The following is a 16,239-nucleotide window of genomic DNA, read 5'->3' as shown; positions in this document are numbered from 1 at the left end:
AGAAATCATCTGATTTCTATTCCTCTTATGTTTATTAAACGAATTTAAAGGCAAATTCATGCTTTCTGTTGCAATATCAATACATTGATAATTAAGGAGATTTATGAACATCTTGACATCTTAATAAGTTAAAGCTGACCTAGGGTTAAGTCATATTCTTGTTCATTAATATTCTTTACATTACTTACTTCCCTTACCTCTCATGGAAGAACTGCGGCAAATATTTGCGGTTCTGCTCCAGCATTTCATTCAGCATCGCTTCTGCGATACACACCGAATCGGTCAACGGATGTGAACTAAGAGCGAGCAGCGCTTTCTCCCTACTTCCCGAAACCGCCGCTTCGATGGCCAGACTCTCATAGGTCTTCACCGCTTGAATCAGGCCGACTGCGGCATCCGGTATTCGTGTAATCGGTACCGGAACAGCGCCTTTCTTCGTCACAACGCAGTTCACTTCGATACTGGAATCCTCCGGCAAAAAGTCCAGAGTGTCGCCGTTCATGACGTTTAGCGTTAGAACCTCTCCGCTATCCGTATGAATCGCCTTCATCAGATTAACAGCCGCCTCGGAATAATAGGCACCTCCACGTTGCTCCAGCTGCTTCGGTTTCTCCACTAGCTCTGGACGCTTGTAAATCTCAAATAGTTCATCCTCAAGGCGCTTGACCATCTCAGCCCTCGTCTCCCCTATGGCTGCGGCAGCCTGCTGCTCCGCCAACATCTCACGGTGAAGGTAATAATATTTCAGATAATAGGACGGAATAGCGCCAATCGCCCGAATCAGCGTAGCGTTCCAAGCAAGCTGCGGCACGTTACTGGCCGAGTAGCTCCCCCCTGCGTCCAACAACTCCTCCATCTTGGACTTTCCATCAATCTCGATCCGACTGATCCAGTGCAGATGATTTAACCCGACAAACTCGCAAAAGATGCGTTCCTCAGGCACCTGATAAAGTGCAGACAGCCACTTGTAGGCGGCGATTGGGGAATTGCATAAACCGATGGAACGTATGCTGGAATGCTTCATGATGGCTTCCGTTACCATTCCGGACGGATTCGTGAAATTAAGTAGCCAGGCGTCAGGACATAACATCTCCATATCCTTGCATATTTCCAAGAGTACAGGTATGGTACGCAGAGCCTTCATCATTCCCCCGGCTCCGGTCGTCTCCTGCCCGAGCATTCCATATTTCAATGGGATCGTTTCGTCCCATGCTCTAGCCTCCAGCAACCCTACCCGCATCTGTGTAGATACATAATGGGCATCCCTAAGTCCTTCCTTGCGGTCCAAAGTTAAAGTAATACTAATCGGCAGTCCGCTTCGTTCAACCATTCGCTTCGCCAGCCCGCCAACAACGGTGAGTTTGTGAAGACCTTCCGGAATATCCACCAGTACGATATCCTTAACCGGAAAACTATCATAATGACGGATGAAACCTTCAATCAGCTCAGGGGTATAGGAAGAGCCTCCCCCAATAACAGCGACCTTTAATCCAGTGCCCATTTCACATTTCTCTCCTTTACGGCAAGTGCTTGGTGCAATTGGTCATACACAGTGGAATCTGGTTTCACCCCGTTCTCATTCATTGCGAGCAGGATGGCACCCGCTACTGGCTCAAGGGCCAAGATTCGCAATCGGCACTTCGGTGCTGCTGTAGTAACCTGAGACTCGATATACCGAACCACATAATCTCCTTCTCCACGAGTTAGCACGCTGCCAGCCAATACAACATCAAAAGAATCATTGCCCATACCAAGTTTATGAATAACCGCACTGGCGACTTTCCCCAGCTCCAAACCTTGCTTCTCCAATATTTTTCTTGCGACTTCATCCCCAGGCGCAGCCTGAAACAGCAGTTTCGACAAAGTATGTGGCGCCCTTCTTCCATCGTCCAAAAAACGGTGGTACATCTCTTCCACGGTTTCGAAGGTAAGCGCCTTCAATGTAAGCGATGTCAATGTAGTTGGCTGCTCCCTACCTTCCCATGAACGAATGACTGTCCGAAACACCTCGACGGCCAGTTCACCGCCTCCGCCAAAATCGCCGAATTCATAACCGAAGCCTCCGATCTGAACCTCCTCGCCTGCAACGTTAACACCATATCCATTCGTCCCGCTTCCGCATATAAGGACGACCCCATCCGTCTGCCTTGTACCGGCTCTCATGGCAATGACAGTATCGCATACGATACGATATTTCTTTAAACCCATTGCGCCTATTATTGGCCGTAATATGCGGAAATCCGCCTCACGATCGGCTCCCGCAAGCCCGAATGTAGCGTAAGTGATATTCTCTTTGCCAAGCCCCGCCTGTGCATAAGCCTCATCAACGGCCTGAGTTATACTTTTCTCTGCAAAGGCAGCACCAAGCTGATGATTGCCGCAGCCGCTGATTCCCCTGCCTAATATTCGTCCAGTTTCGTCCGCCACGACGGCCAATGTCTTGCTTCCTCCACCGTCTACTCCCAAGTAATAATTCAAGTGTGATCTCTCCTATATCGCCCGGCTAATGAAGCCGCCAGCCAAGACTTTCGGGCGAAAGCTTCGCGCAAAAATCTTAACGAAAGGACTTCTCCCAGCCATGACTTTTATTTCGCTGCTGCCATTTTCGCCTTATTCTCCTGCCATCTCGCTGTTTTGTACTTCAACAACTTGTCATAACCGGATTTTTGCGCATCCGCCTCAGCCTTATCCAGAAGCGAAAGCACTTCCTGATCCGAAGTTGTGGAGCTTATCGCTTTAGCTCTAACTTGCTCATAGATCTCAAACACGCGCTGTGCAATAATGCCTTCTTCCGAATCGCTTGCAGGATCCAGATTGGCGAACTCCGTTGTGTTCATCTGCGTCTTCCACGTAATCTCCGATTGCCAGTACGTTTCAAAATTCCGCTTCTCTGGCGGAAGGGTAGACTCGAATTTCATCTTAGAATTATCCACATAGACCGTGTTTCCGTTCCATTGAAAGTTGACCGTTGCGTTCATCAACTCATCACGACCTTTAGCATCGCTTGTGAATTTGTCGGTGAACAGCGGCATATCCTCCTCGTCCGTTCCATCCCAATATAATCCTTCTGGCCCCCACATAATCGTACGTTGGCCATCAGGACCTGTGAACCAATCCAGGAAGGCGAAGATGGCCTCTGGATCTTTGGCCGATTTCGTAATGACGCTGACATTCCAGCCTAGTTGTTTATAATCACCCGGGAAAATCTTGTTGCGATCCAACTCCGCTTTGTGTACAGGCCATACCATGATGTAACCAGCATCCGGGTCTTGCGCTTTAAGCAGATTGTTGCCCTTGGAGCCAAACTCGGTGGGACTGGACGCCACATAAATGGCTACTTTGCCGTTTATAACCTTCTGCTCGACCTGCTCCAGCTTCTGTGTGAAGGCATCCTGAGTGACAAGTTTTTCACGGTACAGACGGCTCATATACTGCAGCAGCTCACGATAGACAGGATCCGTGAACAGCGATACGAGTTGATCCCCTTGTGGAACGGCGATCATACTGTTGAATGTATGTGGGCGATTTTCTGCAAACGCAGATACCATGATGTCCACTCCTGCAGCAGTTTGACCAACCTCCAGCGGAACGACATCTGGATACTTTGACTTCACTTGCTTCAAATAGACGTACAGATCCTCTGGTGTTTCCAGGCTCGGCGAGCCAAGTTCCTCGTAAATCTTCTTATTGACGAGATATCCTGCGTTGCCGTTTGGCTGCGTCGTATACCAGTTAGGGAACTGATAGAGCTTACCGTCAGGTGAGCGAAGCAATTCGAGCGTAGACTCCCCAGCCCACTTTTTCAGATTGGGGTATTTATTCAGATAATCATCGAACGGGACCAACATCCCCTCAGAACGGAGCTTTTCGACATCCGCTCCACGATCCATCCATATAACATCCGGCAGTTCACCGGCGACGATCATGGTACTGAGCTTGTTCTTGGCGACGCCACCGGAGCTGATCGGCACGACGTCGATCTTTTTATTCTCTTTAATCCACTTCGTCGCAGCATCTTTACCCCAATCCGGCATTGTGTACCAGTCATAATGGCCGTAGAATGAGAACTCCAGCGGTTTCTCTCCCAGTACAAAGGTATCCCCCGAGACTGGGGAATTCTTCTCTTGGCTTGCAGTATTACCTCCTGAACCCGAACATCCCATTAAAGCCATGACAATGATAAGTGTGACTGACAAGCCAGTGAGTAGGTTCTTTTCCCCTTTTTTCATTATGAGTGCTCCCTTCGCGATTCATCTATGGTCAAAGCGGACGCTTAAAGCCTTGTCCGGCATTTGCTTGAATTACTCCTTCAAAGAACCGATTAATACGCCCTTCACAAAATATTTCTGTACGAATGGATAGACGCAGAGGATCGGAATGGTTGCCACCATCATCGTCGACATAGACAACGATTTGGTAGTTACGGTTTTCATCGCGCTCATCCGGCCCTGTGCAGCAGCATCCATGTTCTGCATCTGTTCCATCATGATATTGGCATTAAGTATCTGCTGAAGCTTAGTTTGAATGGGTAAAAGATCCGTGTTGGATATGTAGATACTTGGCGCAAACCAATCATTCCAGTGATACACTGCCGTAAACAGCGACAGCGTAGCAATGACCGGTCCCGATAAAGGAAGTACGATTCGGATGAATACCCCCCAGTTGGAGGAACCGTCGATACGGGCGGACTCCTCAAGCCCGGGCGGGATGCCCTTAAAGAACGTCCGGAATATAATCATATTCCACACGCTGATAATGCCTGGTATGACCATAACCCAAAAAGAGTTCATCAGACCTAGCTCCCGAATGAGCAAGTAGTTGGGTATAAGTCCGCCGCTGAAGTACATCGTTATGATGCAAGTTACCATATAAAAGTTGCGACCCATCAATTCACGTTTAGAAATGCCATAAGCTAATATGGCTGTTGCCACAATGGAGAGCAGTGTACCCAGCAACGTTCGGAGCACCGAGATGATGAAACCGTCAATCAGTCGCTCATCCTTAAACACCACATGATAATTTTCAAGCGTGAATTCACGCGGCCAGAATGTAATGCCGCCCTGCATCGTATCTGTCCCGGAGTTAAATGAAATGGCGGCAGCGTTCCAGAACGGATATAACGCAATAAATGTAAACAAAGCCAATGACACGTAAATTATGCCAACAAACCATCGATCCCCATTCGACAGCCTCATGTGTATCTCTCTCCCTTCTCTCCTACCAAAGGCTGTTCCCCGATCGACGAGCCCAATAGTTGGCTCCGGACAATAACACGACGCTGATGATGGCCTTAAACAGCCCTGCCGCCGTTGCGTAGGAGTATCGGCTGTTCTGAATGCCAATTCGATATACATAGGTGTCTAGAACGTCGCTGACATCTCGCAAAACCGGATTGCCTCCCAGCAGCAATATGTCCTCAAATCCTGCATTTAGGAAATTACCGATAGCCAGAATAGAGAACACAACGATAATTGGCATAATGGACGGAATAGTGATGGAAAAAATCTGCTTCAGACGGCTCGCACCATCAATCGAAGCCGCTTCATACAGCTGGGGATTGATGCCCGCAATTGCCGCCAGATACACAATGGAGGAGAAACCAATCTCCTTCCACACATTCGTTACGGTCAAAATACTCCAAAAGTACTTTGGCTCCGACAGAAAGTTAATCGGCTCATCGATAAGACTCAGCTTCTGCAGCAGTATGTTTAGGCTTCCGTTGTCCGTAGACAAGATGGAGATCACAAAGCCCGATACGATGACCCACGACAAAAAGTGAGGCAAATAGCTGATCGTTTGAACAATTCTTTTGAAAGAATGTTTCCCTACTTCATTGAGCATCACCGCGAGCAGGATGGGGGCCGGAAAACCGATGCACAGTTTAAGCATGCCAATGACGAGAGTATTCCGCATAATGGTCCAAAACTCCGGCGTCCCGAAAAACGCGTCAAAATGTTTGAAGCCTACCCATGGACTGTTCAGAAACCCTTTGAATAAACTGTAGTCCTGAAACGCCATCAGCACTCCGTACATGGGAATGTAGCTGAAGATCAGGATAAACATCATGGCCGGAAGCACCATAAGTTGAATATCCCATTGCTTCAGAAAGCGGTGCAGGTGACTTTTCTTAGCAAGCGGCTTCGTTTTGCTGCTGATTTCCACTTGCGGCATTGGCATCCCCCTTTTTTTTAATTTAGTGTTAGATTTATTGACATAATCATGAGATACTTGCCACTTCATTGTATCTCCTGACCCAGTTCATTTCTCTGCTAATACCAGTAAAATATAGCACTATATTACTGTCTTCTAAGGATTTTGCTTTTGTGAAGTCTTCGGCGTCATGCCGATGTGCTTTTTAAACAGTCGATTAAAGTTGGTCAACGTGCGGAATCCACATTCCAGGGCAATATCCATTATTTTCATATGACCTCCCTCCAGCATCATGACCGCTTGCTCCAGTCGAATATGGATCAAGTACAGCATCGGAGGCATGCCGACCGCACGTTTGAATATTTCGCTGAACCTTGAAGGACTGAGATAGACAAGAGAGGCCAGCTCCTCCAGCGTCCATGGATGGGCGAAGTTTTGTTCCATAACCATAATCACCTGACGTATTTTCTCATACTGCCTCTCACTGATAAGGTGTTGACTACCGCAAATCCCCTCTATTCGACACTCCCGATTTACTATAGTCAGAAACTGGAGTATAAGCGAATATACAACGGTAGTGTAGGAACGCTGCTCCCTCTCATGCTCCAATTGGAGTTCAAGAAGAAGTGACCGCAGCCTGTCCATGGCCGGATGATCACGGTGGATCAGATTCGTGTAATGTTTGTCTATGTCGCGGAACGGGCTGAATAGCTCCGGATCGAATCGGAGATTATGAATAAACCAGGTCGAATCGAACGTAATGACAGTCATGACAAGATCCTTCGTTTCGTAAGCGCAGTGAAGATCATTCGAATTGATAAGCAGCACATCTCCTTGCTGGAAATCAAATTTTTGACCGTTGATGATGTAGTAGCCCGTGCCGGATTTGATATAATTAATCTCAAGAACATTATGCCAATGAAGCTTTTGATAATGGACAGTCACACCAATCGTGTCGCCGATATAAACTGGATATTTCTTATTCATTTTTACCTTTTCCTTCGGAACCACTTCTTCCCTCAAAATAGATGGCATTCATAACTCCCCCACAACGTATTTTATTGTAAGCGCTAACAAATACATATATTGTAAAAAACTCTACCATCTATATTCCATTTTTGTAAATAAAAAAGCTATCCCAAGAGCCACTACTCCCGGGACAGCGTTTTAAAAGTTCACTACAGAGTAAACTCTTTAATGTCCTTCTGATAAACCTTATCACTTCTAACTCTCTGGACTTCAACTTCTGCTTGTATCGTAAAGAGTTACATTAGGATTATTTCATCTTATTTGTAAATTCAGTTAAAAAATCCATCTGTCAAACGTCAGTTAGCCGGTTTAAATTTGATCCAATCAAAATAGGCACGAACCGGCATACCTGGGTAATTGAATTTTCCTGTCCATATTTCAGCCGGTCCCGAGCCCGACCATAGATTAACCATAATATAGCCAGGACTGGTCGGAAGTGTTCCACGTGATCCATTCTCCGTGTGGACCAGTTTACCGTCTACATACCACTTAATGAATGATGGCGACCATTCGAACGCATAATTATGAAAATCGAGCGAGGCATCAAACCCCAGATTGATGATCGTGCTATGCTGGCCTACACCATTCGTAAAATAATTAGTTTCCATCTTCGTCGTGTCTTTGCCCAAAATTTCAATGTCGATTTCGTCATTGGATGTACCTGTTCCTTGCCCGGAATACGTGAAGAGGCTTGTGACGAGACCGACTCCTGAAGCCGCTTTTAAACGCGCTTCAACCCGGCCATAGCCATACTTTACATGGGTCGAATATTCAGCGGAAGCATAATTTTTCCCCGAGCAACTGGCGGGACACCCTGCATTGTCAAGTCGCAAAGCCATAATTCCATTCACGAATTCCTGGTTAACCGCCTTCCAGCCCACTCCGAAATCAGGACCATTAGCCCATCCATCTGAGGTATAGAACAAATTAGGATTCACTCCGTTTAAAGGTTCGTTAAAAGCAATGTCTGCCGCCGACGCTTGAATGGGTAACAGCATCGCGAATATCAGGCCACTTGCCATTAACACGGCCGACATTTTCTTTCTAAAATCCATTAACTTTTTCATGAACAACACCTCTTCCTTGGAATGTAATTAAGAAAACATAAGCACGACAAGTTAAGCATTTCTGTGATTCCGGAATGAATAATTCCACTCTGAATCATCTTCATACTACATGTAAAAATGTAGTAAATCTCAATCATTTCAATGATTAAACTGCACTATTTAACGGTTTTTCGCTATAGTGACGCTATTGCCAATGAACTCTCCTGTCGGTTAGTTAAACAAGAAGACAGCCGATCGTGATCGACTGTCTTCTTGTTTTTTTGCGCTATCGTTTCCCTTTAGCTTAATGATGTGTGTTGCTTTATTTCTTGAATCATGACTTCAACGAATGCTTAAAAAATTTGTCATTAAATATTACTATTATCTATCTGTTTCTCTTTTATCTCATTAAAATTCATATTTCGCATCATGAGCACTTGCTCAACATTTGTTGTAAAACCTAATTTTATCAATAGATCGTTCAGAGGTTGATTGGATTTACGCAGGTTAGATGTCCCTCGTCTGCAAACATAGTCTAACGGGGCAAACAGTTCACTGAGAGCAAGCTTATAAATCTCCTCTGCATCTTCCCGCCCAGGAAGGACCTCACATTGATAGAGCGAGATGGTTACCAACTTACCCTCTTGATCAAATGTTCGCTTATACAATGCATAGCATAAAGGCTCGCCATCTTGTCTAATGATTATAGATTCACCCTCCTTCATGCTAGGCCATTGTGTCTGCCAAGCAGATAAACCTCGATAGAAGTCTAGCGCATATACATCACGGGGCAATCCTTTGGTGATAGAAAAGGAATGCGCAAAAGATCGCTTCAGTAATTGGGGATCTATTGTACCCGTATGTTGTAAAATCATTAATCGATCCGTAATTTCATACCCCACATACTGATATAGCTTGATCGCACTCTCATTCTGGGTCAGCGCTTCAAGTATAGCAAGTTCCACGCCTTGTTCTCGGTACAACTCTAGATTTCTTAACATGAGCGTTCTGCCAATGCCCTGTCCTCTAAACGCAGTTGCAATACCTGTCCCACCGTTCCATGCCACTTTCTTTCCAGCTACGTCACGAAATCCATTCATGACAAACCCTGCAGGTTCACCATCCACATAAATAGCAAGTGAATTCTCCAAGGAAAGTCCTTCGTTAACGATCCTGGTCATCAAAGCATCAATCGTCATGACCATCTGTATAAAATAGCCCTCGAATCCTAGATTCCAAATACGTACATTTTCCTCCATCGATAGCTCACTTAGTTTTCTAAACGTCACTGTCATAAGTACGAACCTCTCTTTACTTCGTTTAATATGATCATTTTCGTATTTTCGCCCAACCTATATGCATTCCAATTTAATAGCTCGACAATGAAAAGTAAGGGAGCCATGGTCGAATCGAACAACTACCTTTCCAATCCAAGAGTATCTTAATTGATTCTGCTTTTCAATCTGACTGACAAAGGTGGACATTAAACACCATAATAATAGCTGCGTTCAATTTCGTTCCAATTCCAAGATGCCCTTCATGAGTTCAACTTCGTGTAGGATCGCGGTCATTCACAGCGTGGGATTACCTACACATGACCAATATCGATTATCGATTTCAGAAAAAAACTAAACGACCCTTCCCCGGTGGATTACCGGGAAACGGCCGCACTTAAAGATATCTTTTTTCTATCTACTCGCATTATAGTGCCGGTCCGTATACCTCGAATTCCCAAATTGAATACCCATAATTTGTTGCCCGAGCGGTTCCATACATACGGACATAACGTGCTTCCACTTCGTTAAAAGTAATCTTCTCTAGACCACCTTTGCCGTTTGTGGTGCTATAAACGTCTCTCCAATTTGCCTCTTGGGTTGGAGCGTCAGCTACCTGTATGCGATAACTTTTACCGTAAGCAGCCTCCCAGTATAACCTGACTTCATTGATCTTTTTGGTTTCCCCGAGATCCACATAAATCCATCCTGGGTCCACTCCGCGCTTTGAACCAAAGCGGGTTGTTAAGTTACCGTCAGTCACATAGGGTGCTGTGTTCTCAATCCCGTCATTGGATGAAGCTACCGCTGGTCGATGAAGTGCCAAATTAGTTAAGGGAAGCGGCTCATTATTCTGAACCGGCTTAATCTTTACTCCGCTGTAATACTCTTTATTTAGAAAATTCATTTCATGAAGCGTACGCGCAGGGGTACTGCTACCAGGCATATAGACATTCTCAAACAGCAGATCTGTGATCATGGCTCCTTCCACTCCTTTAATCTTGGCAAAGCTTTCCCCTGCGTCACGCACCGTAATATTTTTCACTGTGACTCCTTGAATGGGTCCCACTCCATGGTTGCCACCATTAACCGTGAAAAGGGTCATCCAGGCACTATTGTCTTCGTTACTTCCACTGATGTCCTCGACATCCATCGATTCAAACCTCACATCACTGACGACTCCGGTACCGTATTTATGATGGATAGCGAAGCCCACTGCGGCTTTATAAACGACTCCGTTTCTGAATACAATATTAGATTGATCCTGCATGACGCCTTGACCAATCTTGTAACCATAGCATATTGTCCACGCTATCGTATCCTCAAATAACACGTTTTGAACCGGTTCTGGATTTCCCGGCCAAGGTACTTTACCTGAAGCAATGTCAGTGTCTTCTTTCCAGGCTTTCGTAGAAAATGGATCATCCAAGGAAATACCGATCGCATTTTGTACAACTACATCCTGGGATTCGCAAATATCAATACCGTCATTCTCTCCCATTCCCAGACTGTTGAACAATTTTAAATTTGTGAAAGTTAGATCGTTAGAGCGAACCGTGACAACGGCCCAGCCGGAGGATTCCCTGATAAGGATACCATCCATAACAAAATTGGAAGTGGCGATAGGGACAATGAGATTATTGATCATTCCTTTACCATTGGTAGTCTTATCATCGTGCAAGGCTTGCCCGTTGCCATCGAGTGTCCCTCTTCCATATATCCGGATATTTTCGGATTGGAAAGCAGTTGAGATCCACCAGGTAGCTGGCCTACCCATGGAATCCTTAAACCAGTGCTCCTTATAATCAACTGTTTTACCTGTACCAATGAATGTTGCTCCAGGCTCCATATAGACTGCTGTATTACTTTTTAATACCAGATTGCCAATATAATAGCTTCCGGCAGGTATATAGACTATACCTTGTCTACCATCTCCTTGAAGAGTACCGTACTGGCTTGCATCGTCAATCGCTTGCTGAATTGCAGCCGTTCTTGTGGATACTCCGGATCCTGGTGTGCCTGAGGACACCACATGATAAGGTGCCGCTGTAACATTAAAAATGCCGTTCCCACTTGAAGCGGGAACATCAGTCTCCATCGGATCCGCAGCGATGACCATGCGTGTTTGACGATTATTCATCGTCACGATCAGGTATTCGTCAGATTGGGTTGTGAAAGTAATCGTTTTTCCCTCTACCTTTTCAGCTTGTATACCGAGCTTTTTTGGACTTATGGAGTATTCATGTACTTTATCGGTATTTAAAATCGTTAATTCATACGTAACAGGCCCTTCCGACATGGAAAAGTGTGCATAGTCATAGTCACTGAATCCCTTGACAACTGGTACAACAACCCCGTTCGCTTTCAGCGTATAGTTAGCCGAGTTGGTATAGCGCACTGATGGTTGATAAGTGTGTATTGTTGCTGGTGCTAATTGAGTTCCTTCAGGAGTAATGAGTCCAGATTGTGCATTCGAAGTAAGTGTAAAAATGGTAGCAGCTAGCATCAACCCCAAAGTAGAGTATAGGAATTTTCTAATCATTGTCATCACATTTGCCTCCTTCATTTTTTTGAAAACCCTTTCAAATTATGAGGAATCATTGATTAACAAGATATGTTCTTTTATAAATCTCAAACCCACCACTATCTTCTTGCCTTCATGTCATCCTAACTATTCGTGGTAAAGTACTTAGTCCAAGACGAACAAAAGCGTAATGAGATTGATACAAATTGATATTTGGGTCTAGGTCTCTATCCGTCCAACCGACTTTATTTTTAAAACTGTCTGGGCCAACCTTCATAGGTTCCCCTTTCACATGATGGTGAGGCCCAAGCAAGTTTCTACAACTGCTGGTCAACTCCAGCTCAATCAGATTTTCTCCTTGTTGGAGATATTCTGAAATTTCTGCTTCATAGGGTTCCCATAGAAAATTGCGAACTTCTTGTCCGTTAATTGATAACCTTGTGACAATCGCTTCTGGAGGTGTGCCGAACTGCCAAAACCATAAAGCGCTGTCTTCCTGTTTTATTGCAACCGTCTGCATCAGGCGAATACTGCCTGCAAAAAACGGTAAGCCCTGGCAGCCAAGATCAGTTGTCAGTACAAATTGATGAGGAAGTTCTTCAAGTACAAATGGACCATCTGTATACATGACGCCATGCTCGCCATTTTTATAAGGAGATTCCGATTTCACTGCAAAATGTCCAACTAGATACACGCTTTCAAGCTCCGTATCGAATGTCAGCTTATTCCCTTCAGACTCAAAACGTTGAGCACGTTCCATAGCTGCATATGTTTCGGGGGAGTTCCAGAAATCCAATGTTAACCTGATGGTATTTCGACCATGCTGAAGGAAACCACTTAGATCAATCTTCTTGAAGGATACATCTCTCCACCAATCACAGCTATGAGATGATATCTTTCTTTCATTAATTAAAATTTGTGCTTTCTCCGGATTTTCCATCACCAGATGCATTTCCCGCACAATCGTAGGATCAAAGGCGATCTGAAATTCGAATTCCAATTCGACTTTAACTGGATATCCTATTTGAAGCAGTTCTTCCTGAATAAAAATAATAGGCTTAGGCTCCGACCAGTCACCATTCTCCAGCCTGTACCTGCAAGTATCCATCGTCAAGCTATTGTGATCGATATGATCAATTTCCCATAACTCATTTAGTTCCTGAATGGTATTAGTTGTATTGTCTGTTTGGAGTAGAGTTACCACATCCGGTTCCAGTTGATCTTTCTTCGGAACTAGTCTGATAACATAGGATTGTGTAGGGCACAGAGTCATTTTCAATTTGACGCCGTTACCTGCCCCAGTATAGTTAAGTGGCCTAATATCACCATTCTCCAAATCAATTAGGGACAGTCTGCCCTTTCGAGGGAGAGTCACCTCTATATCTGGATAACACTTATCTCCGGAATTCACTAGATAATAGAGATACGAATCTTCTAACTTAAGTGTCTGGATATTGACCATGTCCGAAGCGATGGGGAGTCCTTCCTTGTCAATGATAGAGATTGATGGAGAAACAGTTCTTGAAACAGATTCTACCAAGGCACTGCGATTCCAATCGGGACTCACTGCAGTGTTCACTAAACGACTGATTTCTTCACTAGGTTGACCATTGATGAGGAACGGAGCAGGTTCGAATACGACTAAGCTCCCTCCTTGCAAAACAAACTGGTTGAGCAATTTCACCGTCATCTCACTTAAGGTCACACTCGGCGGAACGACAACAACTCGATACCCGGACTCTCCTACAACAAAAAGATTCCCCTCTACTTTGCCATGACGTTCAATAATTCCCTCGCTTCCATAATCATGCTCAATAAACGATTGGCACAACCAGCGAGACAGCTGAGCAAACGATTCATGATATTGCTCAACCCCTGATGAGTTAGAACCCTCCAGTTCCACCCAAGCAGTTCGGATTGGATGAAGCAGTAATACCTCAGCCTGCCGTGTACCTTCCACAAGGAGCATGGATAAACGGGCAAAGTAATCATTAAAGTGAGAATAGTACCTCCACCAAGGCTGCTGGTAAAACAAGGATGGTGGATAATCCCGTTTACGAAGTCCCCTTAGAGAGTAAGCTTGCAAGTGTTGGCACATTAGATTCAATCCATGAACAAATTGCCATTCCCCAATTCGCTTTAAATCCTGAAAGCTGACATTCCACCCGGAACAGCCGTAACTCTCCGTGATGGCTTGCTTTTTGCCCAACTGGCGAACAACAGAGCTAACTTGTTTAGGAACAATCGGATCTTCGCTCACAGAACGTCCAAGCCAATCACAACCGGGGATTTGCAGATATTCGTAGAAGAGCAATGGATCTCCCACTGAAGTTGCTTGCCCCATCAAGGTTTGCTCGTCCACAACATGGCCAGTTGCTGACCACCCCCTTTGCTCACACCACTCTCCAATTTGCTTCGCGTAAGACTCAGTAAACAATGTGGTAACACATGACCAATAATCGTATCTGACCCTGCGACAGTCCTTGGTTTCCAAGAATAGAGCTGGGAGTACCTTACGTAGCGTATACCCGTGCTGGTCCTGAAAAGCATCTTCGAGTTCTAGCGACCATGGAAGATCTCCGCGTCCAAATTGCGGTTCGTCCGTGAATATTCCTTTTACCACAGAGCCGAATTGATCACCGAACTCCGACCAGTAGGCCTTATAGGTTGAATCAATGAACGCAGCTACAGCCTTTTTGCTTAACGTGTCGATATAATAAGGGTTCAACTCATAATAAACTCGGAAGTCAGGATTACGTGTATCTGCAGCGGTAAGTAGGTGCAGTTCTTCCTCCGACTGGACATAGGAGGCAATCGTAACTTTATTGCCTCGGCTAAATGGAGCCCATTCATAAGCCAATCGCTTCTGTTGATAAGCCACCCCAAGTGCAGGCACCTTTCCATCAGCGAAACCGCTAGGCCAACCATTCTCATCATACAGCCATGTTTCCATCCCGAGCTCCTGACTTTTCTTGATACAGATCCGTATGAGCTCCATCCACTCTTTTCCCATATAAGGTACAGTAAGCCCGCCGCGAGCATGTATGAAAAAGCCGCCGATTCCAGCTTTATGCATCTCTTCGATCTGCCGTTCAAGTTCATTTTTATCCAGATCGTCATTCCAGGACCAGAACGGCACTGTACGATAATCAGCAGGAGGATGTTGAAAGAGATTCCATATGGTCATTGTCTCATCACTCTCCTGTTAACCTTTCAGACATAACCGGATCAAATCATCGATATGCGCTGTTGCGAGACATTCAATCGTGTCTGCCGCACCATAATAAATCTTAACCTCACCATCATCTTCGAGTACCATTCCGCCTGGAAAGATGACGTTGTTACGGAACCCTCCTTCGATCTCATAGCTAGCTTCTGGTGTCAGTAGCGGCTCCTGATACATGCCGATGATTTTTTTTGGATTATCCAAATCAAGCAATATTAATCCCGCCGTGTACCGTTTCTGCCATGAAGGTTCCCATCCATTTTTCCCTCTCTCCGGATCAATATCAACGGCATGAAATGTTGTTAACCACCCCTGCTCTGTCTTGATGGGGGGAGCTGCAGGACCGATCTTATCATTGGCAAATGGTACATCTTCAACAGCAAGCAGCAAGTCAGAATTTCCCCAGTATCTCAAATCCGGAGATTCCGATATCCACATGTCGAATCGGTCGATTCCCCCGCGACTGTAGACTGTAAACGGTCGTTCAAGCCGCATAAATTTCCCACCAATCTTCTCCGGGAATAGCACCATGTTCCGCAAATCCGGTGTCGACAAACTCAATATTTCAAACTCTTCAAAATCGTCAGTAACAGCCACACCACCACGGATGCCATGCTGTGTGTCTACGGCAAAACACATATAACAACGACCATCAATTACGGTAAGCCTTGGGTCATAGGCACGGATAATCTCTTGGTCATGTAGCTTAAAACACGGTTTCGGTTGCACCTCCCAATGAATTCCGTCATCACTAAAGGCAAAACCAAGATCTGTTGTATGATGTGCCTCAATTGTCTGCTGCTCCAAAGACCCGTAGTCGTTTCGAAACACCATCACATATTTTCCATTGAATTTCGTTACGCCTGCATTGAACACAAGTGCAGTGGGATATGGGACACGAGAAGCATCTAGAATCGGGTTGTTCTGATAGCGTTTAATTATAGAACTTGATGCGAGTTTTCCGATATAAGTTGAATTCATTTCCATTCC

Annotated in this window: 11 protein-coding genes; all 11 read right to left on the bottom strand. The window is 45.2% G+C overall.

Annotation, left to right across the window (positions count from 1 at the left end):
* Window positions 1-193 precede the first annotated feature (193 nt).
* Window positions 194-1,501 carry a 6-phospho-beta-glucosidase gene (locus HP548_RS04895; protein ID WP_175381075.1) on the bottom strand — a complete coding sequence of 436 codons (1,308 nt, stop codon included), beginning with the start codon at window positions 1,499-1,501 and terminating at the stop codon, window positions 194-196.
* Window positions 1,486-2,478 carry an N-acetylglucosamine kinase gene (locus HP548_RS04890; protein WP_175381074.1) on the bottom strand — a complete coding sequence of 331 codons (993 nt, stop codon included), beginning with the start codon at window positions 2,476-2,478 and terminating at the stop codon, window positions 1,486-1,488. The genes HP548_RS04895 and HP548_RS04890 overlap by 16 nt, the downstream gene beginning before the upstream one ends.
* Window positions 2,479-2,585: 107 nt before the next feature.
* A complete protein-coding gene (locus tag HP548_RS04885; RefSeq protein ID WP_175381073.1) occupies window positions 2,586-4,229 on the bottom strand; it encodes an extracellular solute-binding protein in 1,644 nt (547 codons plus the stop codon).
* Between the two features lie 72 nt (window positions 4,230-4,301).
* Window positions 4,302-5,195 (bottom strand): carbohydrate ABC transporter permease, encoded by an 894-nt coding sequence (locus HP548_RS04880; RefSeq protein ID WP_063563722.1) that lies wholly within the window; start codon window positions 5,193-5,195, stop codon window positions 4,302-4,304.
* 22 nt (window positions 5,196-5,217) lie between these two features.
* Complete coding sequence (locus tag HP548_RS04875; protein ID WP_076291342.1) at window positions 5,218-6,171, bottom strand: ABC transporter permease; 954 nt, start codon at window positions 6,169-6,171, stop codon at window positions 5,218-5,220.
* 135 nt (window positions 6,172-6,306) lie between these two features.
* Window positions 6,307-7,185: an AraC family transcriptional regulator gene (locus tag HP548_RS04870; protein ID WP_175381072.1), complete on the bottom strand. Its 879-nt coding sequence runs from the start codon at window positions 7,183-7,185 to the stop codon at window positions 6,307-6,309.
* A 290-nt stretch (window positions 7,186-7,475) separates the two neighbouring features.
* Window positions 7,476-8,246: a beta-glucanase gene (gene bglS / locus HP548_RS04865; protein ID WP_099858852.1), complete on the bottom strand. Its 771-nt coding sequence runs from the start codon at window positions 8,244-8,246 to the stop codon at window positions 7,476-7,478.
* 347 nt (window positions 8,247-8,593) lie between these two features.
* On the bottom strand, window positions 8,594-9,520 hold the full coding sequence (locus tag HP548_RS04860; protein ID WP_076291345.1) for a GNAT family N-acetyltransferase: 927 nt from the start codon (window positions 9,518-9,520) through the stop codon (window positions 8,594-8,596).
* Window positions 9,521-9,926: 406 nt separating this feature from the next.
* Window positions 9,927-12,047 (bottom strand): galactose-binding domain-containing protein, encoded by a 2,121-nt coding sequence (locus HP548_RS04855; protein WP_175381071.1) that lies wholly within the window; start codon window positions 12,045-12,047, stop codon window positions 9,927-9,929.
* A gap of 109 nt (window positions 12,048-12,156) precedes the next feature.
* Window positions 12,157-15,210, bottom strand: coding sequence for a glycosyl hydrolase (locus HP548_RS04850; protein WP_175381070.1), 3,054 nt, complete (start codon window positions 15,208-15,210; stop codon window positions 12,157-12,159).
* An 18-nt stretch (window positions 15,211-15,228) separates the two neighbouring features.
* Window positions 15,229-16,230: a glycoside hydrolase family 130 protein gene (locus HP548_RS04845; RefSeq protein WP_175381069.1), complete on the bottom strand. Its 1,002-nt coding sequence runs from the start codon at window positions 16,228-16,230 to the stop codon at window positions 15,229-15,231.
* Window positions 16,231-16,239: the final 9 nt, after the last annotated feature.

The organism is Paenibacillus taichungensis (assembly GCF_013359905.1).
Lineage (GTDB): Bacteria > Bacillota > Bacilli > Paenibacillales > Paenibacillaceae > Paenibacillus > Paenibacillus taichungensis.
This window is presented reverse-complemented; position numbering and strand designations above follow the sequence as displayed.

Excerpts from the sequence above, each read along its gene's own strand:
- HP548_RS04850 (WP_175381070.1), bottom strand. The coding sequence starts at position 15,210 with ATGACCATATGGAATCTCTTTCAACATCCTCCTGCTGATTATCGTACA.
- HP548_RS04860 (WP_076291345.1), bottom strand. The coding sequence starts at position 9,520 with ATGACAGTGACGTTTAGAAAACTAAGTGAGCTATCGATGGAGGAAAAT.
- HP548_RS04845 (WP_175381069.1), bottom strand. The coding sequence starts at position 16,230 with ATGAATTCAACTTATATCGGAAAACTCGCATCAAGTTCTATAATTAAA.
- HP548_RS04855 (WP_175381071.1), bottom strand. The coding sequence starts at position 12,047 with ATGACAATGATTAGAAAATTCCTATACTCTACTTTGGGGTTGATGCTA.
- HP548_RS04885 (WP_175381073.1), bottom strand. The coding sequence starts at position 4,229 with ATGAAAAAAGGGGAAAAGAACCTACTCACTGGCTTGTCAGTCACACTT.
- bglS (WP_099858852.1), bottom strand. The coding sequence starts at position 8,246 with ATGAAAAAGTTAATGGATTTTAGAAAGAAAATGTCGGCCGTGTTAATG.
- HP548_RS04880 (WP_063563722.1), bottom strand. The coding sequence starts at position 5,195 with ATGAGGCTGTCGAATGGGGATCGATGGTTTGTTGGCATAATTTACGTG.
- HP548_RS04870 (WP_175381072.1), bottom strand. The coding sequence starts at position 7,185 with ATGCCATCTATTTTGAGGGAAGAAGTGGTTCCGAAGGAAAAGGTAAAA.
- HP548_RS04875 (WP_076291342.1), bottom strand. The coding sequence starts at position 6,171 with ATGCCGCAAGTGGAAATCAGCAGCAAAACGAAGCCGCTTGCTAAGAAA.
- HP548_RS04895 (WP_175381075.1), bottom strand. The coding sequence starts at position 1,501 with ATGGGCACTGGATTAAAGGTCGCTGTTATTGGGGGAGGCTCTTCCTAT.